The following is a 13,830-nucleotide window of genomic DNA, read 5'->3' as shown; positions in this document are numbered from 1 at the left end:
CCGCTCCTGTCAGCTTCTGCACCGGCAAACCTGTGTACATCCTCTATACCGTCATCCCCGCGAAGGCGGGGATCCAGGTTTCTGTCCGCGTGAAGACTGACAGAAGGCCTGGATCTGCCGCGAATTTCCGGTGATAGACGGCGCAGTTCTTGTAAAGACGCATCGTTCAGGGCGCGCCGGCAATCACAGCCTCAGGCCTCGTGACGATTGGCGAAGATTTCGAGCGCGAAACGCGCGCGCACGCCGATGTCGAGGAAGGGGCGCGGCGGCACGCGGCTGGGGGTGCCCAGGCTCACCATGTCCGCGATCAGCGGGTCGTCCTCGCCCAGCGCCATGGCGGCCGCCAGCCGGCCGCTGATCGTGCCCTTGGCGATGCCGACCGCGTTCTGACAGACGGCGCTCCAGACATTGGGCGCCACCTGGCCGAAGCCGGGGGCGCCGTTGCGCGACAGGCAGATGAAGCCGGTCCAGGTATGCTCCATCTGCACGCCGGTCAGCATCGGGAACCGCCGGTCGAACAGGCGTTGATGCTCGGTGCGGATCAGCGCGCGGCGGGCATCGGACTGGCGCAGACCCGGGCAGTAATGGATGTTCTGCCGGATCAGGATCCGCCGGTCGTTGGTGTAGCGCATGGTGATGCCGGCGAAGGCATTGGCGGGGGTTGATCCCCAGGGCCGGATATCGCCCAGCGCCGCCTGTTCGGCCGCGGTCAGCCGCCGGGTCAGGCTGGCATGGGCGGCGAAATTGAGCAGCCGGCCGGTCCAGAAGCCGAAGCGCATCGCCAGCCCGTTCACCGCCAGGATGGCCTTGGGTGCACGCACCGTGCCGCCGGGCGTTTTCAGCACCACAGTCATCCCGAACGCGGCATCTACAACCGGGGTGCCTTCATAAAGGTCAACATTCTCGGGCAGGTTGTCTCCAAGGCCCCGATTCAGCGCCGCCGGATTGACCAGCACCGTGCCGGGGGTGAAGACCGCGGCGGCGAAATGGCGGGTGCCGAGCCGGCGGGCGGTGGCCTCGCGGTCCAGCCATTCATAGGGCTCGCCCAGGCGGTCGAGCTCCGCCACCGTCGGCCGCAGCACCTCTTCGGCGCCACGATCCGACGAGGCGGTGTGGTATTTGCCGTCCGCGCTCCAGTCGCAGGCGATGCCGTGGCGGGTGATCGTGTCGTTGAGCGAGGCGATGCCGGCGCGGGCGAGGCGCATATAGGCCCGGCCCCTGGCCAGTTCTTCCAGCGACGAGCCGACATTGTGCGGCAGGTCGATCGCAAAGCCCGAATTGCGGCCAGAGGCGCCCTCGCCCAGCTGCCCCGCCTCCAGCACCACGATCTTCGCCTCGGGCCGGAGTTCCGCCAGCCGGCGCGCGGCACCGAGCCCGGCGAAACCGGCCCCGATCACCACGAGATCGGCGGTGACGTCGCGGCCGAGCGGCGGTTTCGGCCGGCGCGGCGGCAGGTCGGCGCTCCAGCCGTTCGTGCGGTCGTTCTCGGGCAGCAGGGTGATGGCGGTCATGCCCCGCCCCCTGCCCCGCCCCCTGCGGCATCCGTGTCCCGCGACCAGCCGGCCGGCTGCAGGCAGTACCAGACCAGCGCGTTCTCCGAGCTGTAGACCAGGTCGGTGCCCGCCGGCAGCCAGATCGTATCCATGGGCCCGGCCTCCAGCCGGCCATCCGCGGTTTCGACCACAAGCCGGCCGTCGAGCACCAGGATCAGCTCGTCATACCGCAGCTGCCACGCGATCCGGGCGCCGGTGAAGCGCGCGAAGCCGCCGGCAAGCGCGCTGCCGTCTTCCGCCCCCGCCACTTCCACCACGCGCGCCATCTCGGGGAAGGCGAAGCGGGGCTCGAAGCTCAACCCGTCGAACCGCATCACCCTGGGCGGTGATTTCACCTGCACCGTCATCTCTCTCTTCCCCCCGGTTGCCGTCTTTGCTGTGGTGCCACGTCTTCCTCGTGGTGACTCTGGTCAGACCACGCCCGACACCGTACACTTATGTCTTGAACAATACAGACCTGTATGGAGACGTCAATGACGAACCGCCGGCTGATCGAGCAGGTGAGCATGCCCGACGACGATGCGCGCGCGCCGCGCCTGACCCGGGCGGACTGGCTTGAAAAGGCGCTGCAGGTGCTGGTGGAAAGCGGTGTCGATGCGGTGCGCATCACCCGGCTGGCCGACGGGCTGGGGGTGACCCGCGGCAGCTTCTACTGGCATTTCCAGGATCGGGCGGCGCTGCTGGATGCGATGCTGGAGGTCTGGAACCGCAAGAACACCGATGCGATCCTGCGCGCGGCCATGGCGGGGCCGACGCTGGAAGCCTGCATTCTGGCGCTGTTCGAGGTCTGGCTCGACCCGGTGCAGTTCGACCCCCGGCTCGATTTCGCGGTACGCGACTGGGCGCGCGGCATGCCGGCCATCCAGGACACGATCCGCGCCGCCGACCAGACCCGTCTCGCGGCCCTGGTCGACATGTACACCCGCCACGGCTTCGACGCCGGCCAGGCCGAGATCCGGGCGCGGAATTTCTATTTCATCCAGATGGGCTATTACGCCCTCGACGTGCACGAGCCGATGTCGGTCCGCCTGTCGCTGCTGCCGATCTACTATCAGACCTATACCGACCGGCCGCTGACCCCCGAGGCCGAAGCGGCCTTCCGCGCCCGGGTGATCGCCCGCCCGGATCTGTGGGGGGATGAGGTGCCGCCGGCGGGGTGAGTGCCTCTGAAACAGAACACCGCCCGCAACCGGAACCCCGGCTGCGGGCGGTATCGTCTCAACCCCCGTCTCGTCTCACCCCCCGTGCAGGCGGCTCAGCCGGTGCGGCGGGCGGGCGTCGTGGCCGCGGGGCGGGTGCGCTGGACCAGGAAGATGGCCGCGCCGGCAGCGAAGCCGATCGCGTCCGAGACCCAGCCGCCCGAGATCATGGCGAGGGCGGCCGCCATGGCGATGATGCGCAGCGGCCAGCCCAGCCGGCCGAACAGCCAGCCCTGCACGCCCGAGGCCAGCAGATAGATGCCGATGGTGGCGGTGACGAAGACATGCGCCACCTCGAACCAGCTGCCCTGCATCAGCATCGGCGCGTTGTAGAAGAAGATGAACGGCACGATGAAGGCGGCAAGGCCGATCTTGAAGCTTTCGACCGAGGTCTTCATCGGGTCGGACTGCGCGATCGCCGCCCCGGCATAAGAGGCGAGCGCCACCGGCGGGGTGATCGCCGACATGACCGCATAGTAGAAGATGAAGAAATGCGCGGTCAGCGGCTCGATGCCCATGCGGATCAGCCCGGGCGCGATCACCGCCGCCGCCACCGCATAGGCGGCCGTGGTCGGCATGCCCATGCCCAGGATGATCGAGATCAGCATGGCGAAGACCAGGGCGACGAACTGGCTTTCCCCCGCAAGCCCCAGCAGCATCGACGAGAAGCGGGTGCCGATGCCGGTGAGCGCGATCACGCCCACGATCACACCGGCAGCCGCACAGACCGCCACCAGCTGCAGCGACATCCGCGCCGTCAGTTCCAGCGCATAAAGCACCTCGCGCAGCAGCATGCGATGGGGGGTGAACCAGCTGACCACGGCCGCCGCCGCCATGGCGACGGTGCCGGCGCGGATGACCGAATAGCCCAGGAACAGCGCCACCACCAGGATGACGATCGGCAGGAACAGGAAGGCCCGGCGGGCCAGGGCCGAGAAGCGCGGCAGCTGGTCGCGCGGCAGGCCCTGCATGCCGTTGCGCAGCGCCTCTTTGTCGACCATGAAATAGACCGACAGGAAATAGAGCAGCGCCGGGATGGTGGCGGCGATCACGATCTCGGTATAGGGGATGCCGGTGATCTCGGCCATGATGAAGGCGCCGGCGCCCATGATCGGCGGCATGATCTGGCCGCCGGAACTGGCCGCCGCCTCGACCGACGCCGCAGTCTGCGGGCGGTAGCCCACCTTCTTCATCAACGGAATGGTCAGCGATCCGGTCGAGACCACATTGCCCGCCGAGGTGCCGTTGATCATACCCATCAGCCCCGAGGCGAAGACCGCGACCTTGGCCGGCCCGCCGCGCATGGCACCGGCGGCGGCGAAGGCGAAGTTCACGAAATACTCGCCCACCCGGCTCGCCTGCAGAAAGGCCGCAAAGGCGATGAACAGGATGATATAGGTCGACGAAATCGCCGTGGTCGGGCCCAGAATGCCGTTATCGGTATAGATGAAGGCGAAGAACCGCCCGGGCGCATAGCCGCGATGGTTCAGCACCCCCGGCAGCCAGGGGCCGATGAACCCATAGGCCAGGAACAGGCCCACGATCACCACCAGCGCCAGCCCGGCCAGGCGGCGGGTCAGTTCCAGGATCAGCACGATGCCGGCCACCGCCGCCCACATGTCGTTGACATGGGGGAAGACCTGGGCGCGGATGCGCAGGAAATCCGCATGGCCGATGATGTAGCCGCCGACCACCACCGCCGCCAGCGCCAGCAGGGTATCGGCCGCCCCAAGCCGCCCCCGCCCGCGCGCCGGCGCCATCCAGGACGCGAGCAGCGCCAGCCCCGTGCCGGCGATCAGCGGGTAGCCGAAGCTGTAGAGATGTTTCGTGGCCGGCGCCCCGGTCACCACCCGGTCATCGGCCAGGAACATGGCCGCCAGCTGGCCGGCCGCCACCAGAATGCCCGCGGCCGCCGCCGCCAGCAGCAGCCGCTCGGTCAGCGCCGTGCGCGGCCCCGGCCCCGCGCGCGCGTCGAGCAGCGGCCTGGAGGCGAACAGCAGAAAGCCCAGCATCAGCCCGCCCGACACATGCAGCAGGCGATAAACCCAGGTCTCGATCGGCTGCACGTTCATCGAATAGATGTGCATGCCGGTATACAGAATGCAGGCCGCGGCGATGATCAGGCCCATCCGGCCGGTGAACACGCGCTGATTGCCGGCAATCACCTCGGCATCGACCCCATCGGCGATGCTGTCGGCGCCGCCGGGCGCCATCGGTGCGGATGACGACATCGGGCTTCCCCCTTGTTTTCCCAAAGAAATGCATGGGCCTTAAGATGCCCGGAGGCCCGGATGCCCCCGCATCCGGGCCGCGTCGGGCGCCGGCCTGCTTCGGGATCAGCCCTTCAGCTCGTCGCGGATGACGAGACCCTTTTCCTCGTAATAGCGCACCGCCCCCGGGTGGAAGGGCAGGAAGCCGTTCTTGTCGACATTCTCCAGCACCGTATCGGCGGCAGAGGCGTGGATCTGGCGCATCCGGTCGTTGTTCTCCATCACCAGCTTCACGATCTCGTAGGCCAGGCTGTCGGGCATGTCGGCATGGGCGACGGCGAAGTTCCACATCGCCACGGTGTTCTGCGGATAGTCGTGGCCCGGATAGGTGCCGGCGGGGATGGTCAGCGCGCTCACCTCGGGATGGGCCTCAAGGAGGCGGGCCAGTTCGGCATCGGTGAAGCCGAACATCTTCACATCCGCCTCGGCCGCCAGCTGGCTGAAAGCCGAAATCGGCACGCCGGCCGCGAAGACGAAGCCGTCGATCAGCCCGTCCTTCAACTGCCCCGCCGCATCGGATGCACCGGCATAGGACACGTCGGCCTTCACCCCCAGCGTTTCCAGGAAGCGCGGCCAATAGGTGCCGGGCGTGCCGCCGGCGGGGCCGACCGCAACCCGCTTGCCCCCCAGTTCGGTCACGCTGCCGATGCCCGATCCCGTCATGGCGATGCCCTGGAAGGGGGTCATGTACATCGGGAACAGGGCACGAAGGTCGCTGTGCTCAAGCCCCGGCGCCAGTTCGCTCTTGCCGGTCCAGGCCTCGCGCGCCGGGCCCATGGTCATCAACCCGATGGCATGTTCGCCGGTCTGGACCAGGGTCGCGTTCTGGACCGGGCCGCCGGTCACCTCGCCCGAGGCATTGACCTTCAGCGCCTCGCCGATGAAGGCGGCAAGCCCGTTGCCATAGACGAAATAGGTGCCGCCCTGGCTGGCGGTGCCGATGGTGATCTCCGACGGCCAGTCCTTGCGATCCTCGGCCGCGGCCGGCGCCACAAGGGCGGTGCCGGCAATCAGGGCGGCCGCGGCCATGGCGACAAATCCGGTGAAACGCATGTGCTTTCCTCCCGTATCGTGTTTGTGCGTTCGGGAAGAACTGTTGCGGGAACGGCCGGCGGCGGACAACCGCCCGAACCGCTCCAGCTGCATGAAATCTCAGGATTTTTCCGGCGATGGGTAGAAATCTACCCAGATCCGCCGGGCGGTGTGTAGCCGGGGTTACATGCCCTCGTCGCTGCCCACGAACCGGGTCTTGTCGATGCCGTGGCGGACAAGCTTGTCGTAGAGCGTCTTGCGCGACAGGCCCAGCGTCTCGTAGACCGGCTTCAGCACGCCGCGATGGCGGATCAGCGCATCGATCAGGATCCGGCGTTCATGCTCGGCCATCAGATCGGCGAGCGTCGGTGCCGCCCCGCCCTCTCCGCCCGCCGGGGCAGCGGCCGGATCGGCCAGACCCAGCGCCACCCGCTCGGCGGCATTGCGCAGCTCGCGGACATTGCCCGGCCAGTCGCGCCGCGCCATTTCGGCCAGAAGATCCGGAGAGGCCGGCCGGTCGGGCAGGCGGTGGCGGGCATGGGCCTCGGCCAGCAGCCGGTCGAACAAGGCGGGCACGTCTTCGGGCCGTTCGGCCAGCGCCGGCACGCGCAGGCTGACGACATTCAGCCGGTAGAGCAGATCCGGCCGGAAGCGCCCGGCCTCCACCTCGTGGTCCAGCGGCGTGCGGCTGGTGGCCATGAAGCGCACATCCAGCGGGATCGGGCTGTTGCTGCCCATCGGCGTCATCATCCGCTCTTCGATCACCCTGAGCAGACGGGCCTGAAGATCGATCGGCATCGCCCCGATATCGTCGAGCAGGATGGTGCCGCCGCGGGCATGTTCGAACCGGCCCATGCGCGCGCGGATCGCCCCCGGAAAGGCGCCGGGATCATGGCCGAACAGCTCGCTTTCGATCATCGTGGCCGGCAGGGCCGAACAGGCGATCGCAACGAAGGGCCGGTCGCGGCGCGGCGACAGGTCGTGCAGGGTGCGCGCCACCAGATCCTTGCCGGCACCGGTCGGCCCCTCGATCAACACATCGGCATCGGTGGGGCCGATGGTGCGGATCCGCCGGCGCAGATCGATCATCGCCGCCGACCGGCCGACCAGCCGGGTTTCCAGATCATCGGCCTGCCCGGCCACCGCCCGCAGCCGGCGGTTGTCCAGCACCAGCTGCCGGAAATCCAGCGCGCGGGCGGCAAGGCTGGCCAGATGCGCGCCCGAGAACGGTTTCTCGATGAAGTCGTGGGCGCCCTCGCGCATCGCCCGCACCGCCAGCGGCACGTCACCATGGCCGGTGATCAGGATGACCGGAATGTCGGGGTCGATCTCGCGGATCCGGGTCATCAGGCTCATCCCGTCCAGATCCGGCATGCGGATATCGGTGACGACCACGCCGTCGAACCCGCCCGAGATATGCTCCAGCGCCTCCAGCCCGCCGCCGAAGCCCTGGGCGGCAAGCCCGGCCAGCTTCATCGACTGCAGCACCGAGCCCAGCAGATCGGCATCGTCGTCCACCACCAGCACGCGGCCTGCGGTCATGTTCCCTCCCCTTCCCGATCGGCCTCGTGCAGGCGGACCACGAATTCGGCCCCGCCGCCCGGCCGATCGCACAGCTCCAGCGCGCCGCCGAAATCGCTGACGATGTTGTACGAGATGGACAGGCCCAGCCCCAGCCCCTTGCCGACCTCTTTGGTGGAAAAGAACGGGTCGAAGATCCGCTCGCGCAGCTGCGCCGGCACGCCCGGGCCACGATCGCCCAGCCGCAGCTCCACCAGCCCGCCGGCCACGCGCCGGGCCTGAAGATGCAGCCGGCGATCGGCGGCATCGGCGGTCGCGTCCAGCGCATTGGTCAGCAGGTTGACCAGCACCTGTTGCAGCCGCACCGCCCCCGCGGTCACCGTCAGATCCGGGTCGTCCAGCTCCACGATCAACCCGGCGCCGGCCTGGCGCAACCGCCAGCCCAGCAGCTCCTGCACCGCGGCGATGGTCGGCGCCAGCGCCACCGGGCGCAGCGCCTGATCGGGCTTGCGGGCGAAATCGCGCAGATGCCGGCTGATCCGGGTGGTGCGGTCGATCATCTCCTGAATGCGGCCCAGATTGGCCTCCACCTCGGCCAGGTCGCCGCGGGCCAGGAACAGGCCGGCATTTTCGGCATAATTGCGCGCGGCCGACAGCGGCTGGTTGAATTCATGGCTCAGCGCCGCCGACATCTGGCCCAGCGCCGCCAGCTTGCCGGCCTGAATCAGCTCGCTCTGGGTCTCGCGCAGCCGGGCCTCGGCGGCGATGCGTTCCTCGACCTCGTCTTCCAGGGCGCGGTTGGCGCGGGCGAGTTCGGCGGGGCGCGCCGTCACCCGCCTCTCCAGCTCGGCCTGGGTCGCCTGCTGCACCGCCAGCCGTTCGGCCAGCTGGCGGCGGCGCTGCCAGACCAGCATGCCGCCTGTGCCCGTGACCCCCATGGCCAGCAGGGCGGCGATCGCAAAGACCAGCGCATCCAGCCGCGCGGCGGCGGTGGCGCTCAACACCATCACCGTCCAGTCGGCCTCGGGCATCTGCGCCTGAACCGCGAGATATTCCCTCTCTCCACCACCTTCAGTCGCAACCCAGATCAGATCCGCCCCGGCATCACCCCGCCCGTCCAGATGACGCCGGGCGACGACCGGGATCTCGCCCACCTCCTGGCCGGCATAGCGGCGGGTGGCACGCGACCGGGCCATGTCCTCGGCACTGCGCCGACCCAGACCGCGATAGAGCCAGTCGGGCCGGTTGGACATGAACACGATGCCCTCGGGGTCGGTGACGATGATCCGCGGATCATTGCCGGCCCAGGCGCGTTCGATATCGTCCAGATCGACCTTGATGACCAGCACGCCCAGCGCCTGCGGCCCGGCCGCCCGGTCATAGACCACCACCGGCGCGCCGACATAATAGCCGCGCTTGTTGGAGGTGGTGCCCAGCGCGAAGAACCGGCCCTCGCCTTGGGTCAACGCATCGCGGAAATAGGGGCGGAAGGCGAAATTGCCGCCGACGAAGGATTGCGGCTGGTCGTAATTGCTGGCAGCGATGGTCTCGCCGTCCCGGGTCATCAGATAGAGATCCGATGCCCCGAGCCGGGTGGCGGTGTCCTTCAGATAGCGGTTGGCCTGGTCGGCCAGACCCGGATCCCCGGGCCTCAGCAGCAGCGCCCGGATCGTCCGCTCATCGGCCAGCAGCCCCGGCAGCCGGTCGAAGCGCAGCAACTGCCCGCGCAGGGTCGCCTCGGTCAGCCGCAACGTGTTCAGGCTCCGCTCGCGCAGATCGTGCAGATTGCTGCGGGTGACATGGCCATGCACCAGCGCCGTCACCACCGCCGCCACCGCAACCCCGGCCAGGCCCAGGGCCTGGAGGCCCAGGTTGCGGATGCGGGGGCCCCTGGTGCCGGGCACGGTCCCTGAAGAACCTGCACGATGAGAGGGCGAAGGCTGCATCATGCCCTTTCCGCTTGCTGGCCGGTGATCTGGCCTCACCCCGTGACCCGCTGTCCGACCATTTCGCCACCGGAGGTGCCGGCAAGCCGTCCTGCCATTCTCATCAACCCTGGCTCCGAATCCGAGTCCGGATATGGTCTTGAAGGAAGAGTCCTGTTCCTGGTGAGTCCTATGGGCGCCAGGGTGGTCTGGCAGGCGGGTCTGGGGCGCAGGTCGTGGCGGAGATCCGCGACGGATGGGGGGAGGATGATCTGGCCGAGATCGGCCTCGGCCAGGGCCCGGCCGATGGCGGCGACGGTCATGTCGCGCAGGCCCCAGCAGGGGGCCGGGTGGCCGCTTGCGGTCACCAGCGCGTCCAGCGTGTGCCGGCGCGCGGGGTCGAGCCCGGCCAGGACCACCAGGCTTTCGGCTTCGGCCCGATAGGCGGCGGGCAGCGGCGGTGCAGGGGGCGGGGTCTGCCCATCGTCGAATCGTCTCTCCTCGGATCGCCCGTCTTCGGATCGCCCGTCTTCGGATCGCCTGTCCTCGGGGGCACTTCCGGTCTCGTACCGCGCGTCGTCGTCGCGTCGGCCGGCATCGCCGGTGGCTGCCGGTGCGGTGGCGGTCGCTGCCAGCTGCGACAGGGCGACGGCGATGTCATAGGCCGGGCGTTTCGGGCCGGCACCCAGCTGATCGGCGAAATCTTCCACCGCCGCGCGGCCGGCGGCCTCGACCGCGGCGGCCACCGCGGCGGCCGCCTTCACCCGTTTCCAGCCCGGGGCCGCGGCCGCCTGCTGGATGCGGCTGACCAGCCGGATCATCGGATCGACGATCGGCGCCGGGTCTGCCGCCGGTGCCGTGGGCTTCGGCGCCGCCATGGCCGCGGGGATGGCCGCCGCCCCCCGGGCATCATGCCCCCGACTGCCCGGAACAACGCCGGTCATGGCGAGCCGATAGAAGCGCCGCGGCTGATGGCCGCCGGTGGCCCCGGTGTCGACCAGGGTCAGAAGGCCGTCTTCGGCCAGGCGTTGCAGGCGGTCGCCGGCGGTTTTGGGGCTGATGCGGGCGGTTTCGGCCAGCTCGCGCAGGCTGGCGCGCACGACATGGTCGCTGCCTGCCAGCACGCTCAGACTGGCGGCCAGCGCCAGGCCGTAAACATCCGTCTCCCGGCTGCGCTGCACGCTTTGCAGCCAGCCGAGGCGGGTCGGTTCAAAGATGTCGGACACGACAAAACACTCCCGGCCGGATCTGGTGATCCGCGGTGTCACATCCGGACGACAGGCAAAGGAGAACCGTCAACGCCTTGTCGGCGCTTGAAAACAGCAGCTATTCCGCCTAGAATCAGACTTGTCACGGTGCTGATAGGGCGGCGAAAGCCAGTCTGTCAGTCGAGGTCGGTCCCGTTTGCGGTGTCGCCCAAAGCGGCTTCGTAAACGGGACTATCTCATTTCAGGGCCATGATCGGCGGATCTCCCCTTTTGTGGTCGGCATGCGTGTTTGTGGTCAGCACGCGTGATCGGCTTTCGTGATCTGCGGCCGGCGCGGAACGCACAACGGCCTGCATGAGAAAACCGGCCCAACTCCGGTCAGAAACAAGAGAAACGCACCCCAAAGCCTGGAGTCAAGCCGAGTCCGGACGCCTTCCCGCGTCTGTCAAGCCCCCAATACATGGTTTCTGCAAATAATCATCGGGGTTTCGGCCCCCAGGAGAATCGGGGTTTCGGCCCCCGGAGTCTTCGCTGCATTTGAAACGCCCTGCTGCCGGTATGTTCGGCCTCTGATGGCAAAGGTATGAGAGCCGCGGCGCGCTGCCCCCTGCGGGAGCCGTGGATTCCTGCCGGACTCCCGCAATCCGGGCCGTGGTGGGGCGGTCTGGCCTCTCCGCGGCGCCCGGGGGCCGAAACCCCGAATCGGCCTGTGGCAGACCGGTTTTCCACGGCGCGGCTGTTGGCTGCGGGCCGGTGTTGTCGGAGTCGGGGTTTCGGCCCCCGGCAAAAAAAATGCGGCAACAGAGAGGTTTCGCCCGCCCGGTGCCCGGCCGGCGGATCGGCTGCCGACATGGGCCCGGGGGCATGGTTGTGGCCCTCGTGCGGCCATGACACGGGGTTTTGCCCCCCGAACTGGCGGAATTGCCGGGGTTTCGGCCCCCGTGAACCGCCCTGCCCTGGCCCGGACTCTCGGGGTTTCGGCCCCCGAAAGCCGGTTCCGGCGCGCGTGCTATCGGGGTTTCGGCCCCTGGCGACCATCATTTCGGCCGTCCGCGGCTGCGTATGGGGGTCGTCTCCTCATTCTGCCCTGCGCGCGGGGGTCGTGGCGGCGGGCGCCGCCCTATCGGGGTTTCGCCCCCCGGCGCAGGGGTAGTGGCCGGAAGCTGCCTATGGTTCAAAGGGTTGTGCCGGTTGCGCTATCCGCAGGCGTGCCGTGCCGCCGGGGCGTCGTACCGTCAGGGTGTCATGCCGCGCGGGGGCCTCGTGTCATGCCGTGCCGTCATGTCGCATCGGCGCCCCGGCCGCAACAGCGGCCGGGGCGCGCCATCTTGTCTTGATGATCAAGGGCTTATGCCGTCATCCCTGCCGTCATGGCGCCGGCCGGCGCGTCCCCTGCCCTATCGGGGTTTCGCCCCCTTCGCGGCGGCGGCTGCGCGCGGTTTGCGCGCTGCGGCGGGTTTTTTCGGGGCGGTTGCCCCGGCACTGGCGGTGGCGCGGCCCGCAGTGCGCGGCTTGCGGGCGGGTTTCGCCGCGGCCTGAACCGCCTGGTCGAGCAGATCGGCGGTCAGCGGCCGGTCTGTCGGGGTTTCGGCCCCTGCGGGCGGCGCATCGGCCGGTGCGGCCGCGGTCTTGCGTCGGGTTCGGGGCTTGGGCCCCTCGCCCGCCGCGGCGTTGGCGGCGTGATCTGCCGATGCGGCGGCCTTGCGCCGGGATCTGGCCGGCGGTTGCAGAATTTCGACCGTGGTTTCCATCAGCGCGTCGGTGGCGGTTTCGGGCGCCGGTGCCGGTGCCTTGCGGCGCTTGCGGCCGTTCGCCTCCACCTCGGGCGCCGGCAGGGCCGGGGCCAGGTGTTCGCGCGCCACGAAGTACAGCACCTCGCCCACGCCTTCCTGCGTGCGCAGATCCAGCCAATAGCCGGGCAGGCGCTGGCGGGCGATGGTGCGGCGCAGTTCCTTGGCGAAATCGGCATAGCGCTGGGTTGTGCCGCTGGTCTCGTGCAGGAAGCGCAGCGGCAGCACATAGCCCTGAGTGTTGGCGGTGGAATAGCGCCGGATCAGGCGATAAAGCCAGCGTTCGATGCCGCCCGACAGCTGGAAATACGACCGGTCGATGCTCAGCACCAGCCGGTCGGTCACGATGCCCTTGTACAGCCAGTCGGCGATGGTGAATTCGATGCCGAGCGAGCGGCCGTTTTCGTCCAGCGGGGCCGAATAGCTTTCCAGCCAGTGGAAGCCCTTGGGGTCGCGGCGGCGGCCGCTGCGGACATTGGTGCGGATGAAGGTGGCGTTCAGCCGTTCCAGCGCCTTCAGGATGCGGCGGTATTCGTCGCCGCCGGTCGGCCGGCCGATGCCGCGCAGCAATTCGTACAGCGAGACCCGGATGGTCGGAGAGGTCGGCTCGCCCCGGTCCAGCGCCGCGCGCAGCTGGCTGGCGGCCCAGATCAGGATGTCGGCATCCCAGATCGTGGCGACGCCGATGCTCTCGGGCGCGGTGACGTTGATATGGATCTCGGTATTGCCGTCCGTCGCCCGGTAGTCGATCGAAGACCGGCGCGAGGTCGGCGTCGGCTTGGCCAGCGAGAAGAAGGGCAGCTCCATCGTGTCCTGCTGGTCGTAGGTCGGGATGGTGCCCGGCAGTGCGACGAACAGGTCGATCTGGGTATCCGTCCGTTTGGTCGGTCGCTTCATGCGTCTCCGGGCGGCCGGGGGTGGCCGCCCCCATCTGCTGGCGGTGGTGTGTCCGCGGCCAGACTACCACGTCTCGGCAGCCGGTGCCGCCGGCGAGTTGGCCCCGGCACGCCGCTTTCGCCGCCGCATAGTCCAGTTCCTGCCAGAAAAATATTGCGCAATCAGGAAAGAGCTGACGCAGGCAACAACCATCTTCTACCCGCTGCATCCGGCCGGATCTGTCGGGATCGGGCGGGATCAGGCGGGATGCGCCAGGATCCGGATGGATCGACCGGCAGGCCGGGCGCCGGAATTACGGCAGGATCAATCTGTAAAAAGCTGGCGCAATCTCGTTCAGGCTGGTGCCTGCCCGGCTGCCCGGCTGCCCGGCTGCCCGGCTGCCCGGCTGCCCGGCTGCCCGGCTGCCCGGCTGCCCGGCTGCCCGGCTGCCCGGCT

General features: G+C 68.9%; 9 protein-coding genes. 1 reads left to right on the top strand and 8 read right to left on the bottom strand.

Going from position 1 to position 13,830, the window contains the following annotated elements; all coding sequences use genetic code 11:
- Nucleotides 1–191 precede the first annotated feature (191 nt).
- The gene (locus CMO28_RS06420; RefSeq protein ID WP_296711306.1) at nt 192–1,511 is read right to left on the bottom strand and encodes an NAD(P)/FAD-dependent oxidoreductase; all 1,320 of its coding nucleotides are present in this window, start codon (nt 1,509–1,511) and stop codon (nt 192–194) included.
- Nucleotides 1,508–1,900: an ethanolamine utilization protein EutQ gene (locus CMO28_RS06415; RefSeq protein ID WP_296711303.1), complete on the bottom strand. Its 393-nt coding sequence runs from the start codon at nt 1,898–1,900 to the stop codon at nt 1,508–1,510. The genes CMO28_RS06420 and CMO28_RS06415 overlap by 4 nt, the downstream gene beginning before the upstream one ends.
- Before the next feature lie 126 nt (nt 1,901–2,026).
- Here CMO28_RS06415 and CMO28_RS06410 point away from each other — a divergent pair, with 126 nt between their 5' ends.
- The gene (locus tag CMO28_RS06410; protein ID WP_296711301.1) at nt 2,027–2,713 is read left to right on the top strand and encodes a TetR/AcrR family transcriptional regulator; all 687 of its coding nucleotides are present in this window, start codon (nt 2,027–2,029) and stop codon (nt 2,711–2,713) included.
- Between the two features lie 95 nt (nt 2,714–2,808).
- Here the strand turns inward: CMO28_RS06410 and CMO28_RS06405 are convergent, their stop codons facing one another.
- The 6 genes from CMO28_RS06405 to CMO28_RS06380 all read right to left on the bottom strand — a co-directional run bounded on the left by CMO28_RS06405 (nt 2,809) and on the right by CMO28_RS06380 (nt 13,395).
- Nucleotides 2,809–4,983, bottom strand: coding sequence for a TRAP transporter permease (locus CMO28_RS06405; protein ID WP_296711298.1), 2,175 nt, complete (start codon nt 4,981–4,983; stop codon nt 2,809–2,811).
- Nucleotides 4,984–5,088: 105 nt separating this feature from the next.
- Complete coding sequence (locus CMO28_RS06400; RefSeq protein ID WP_296711295.1) at nt 5,089–6,075, bottom strand: TAXI family TRAP transporter solute-binding subunit; 987 nt, start codon at nt 6,073–6,075, stop codon at nt 5,089–5,091.
- A gap of 162 nt (nt 6,076–6,237) precedes the next feature.
- Nucleotides 6,238–7,596 (bottom strand): sigma-54-dependent transcriptional regulator, encoded by a 1,359-nt coding sequence (locus tag CMO28_RS06395; RefSeq protein WP_296711292.1) that lies wholly within the window; start codon nt 7,594–7,596, stop codon nt 6,238–6,240.
- On the bottom strand, nt 7,593–9,479 hold the full coding sequence (locus tag CMO28_RS06390; protein WP_296711289.1) for a sensor histidine kinase: 1,887 nt from the start codon (nt 9,477–9,479) through the stop codon (nt 7,593–7,595). The genes CMO28_RS06395 and CMO28_RS06390 overlap by 4 nt, the downstream gene beginning before the upstream one ends.
- 77 nt (nt 9,480–9,556) lie before the next feature.
- Nucleotides 9,557–10,726 carry a hypothetical protein gene (locus CMO28_RS06385; RefSeq protein WP_296711286.1) on the bottom strand — a complete coding sequence of 390 codons (1,170 nt, stop codon included), beginning with the start codon at nt 10,724–10,726 and terminating at the stop codon, nt 9,557–9,559.
- A gap of 1,379 nt (nt 10,727–12,105) precedes the next feature.
- Complete coding sequence (locus CMO28_RS06380) at nt 12,106–13,395, bottom strand: replication initiator protein A (RefSeq protein ID WP_296711283.1); 1,290 nt, start codon at nt 13,393–13,395, stop codon at nt 12,106–12,108.
- Nucleotides 13,396–13,830 lie beyond the last annotated feature (435 nt).

Origin of the sequence: Tistrella sp. (assembly GCF_002684955.1) — a bacterium.
Classification (GTDB): Bacteria; Pseudomonadota; Alphaproteobacteria; order Tistrellales; family Tistrellaceae; genus Tistrella; species Tistrella mobilis.
The sequence above is the reverse complement of the archived record's forward strand: the minus strand, read 5'-3'. Positions and strand labels throughout refer to the sequence as shown.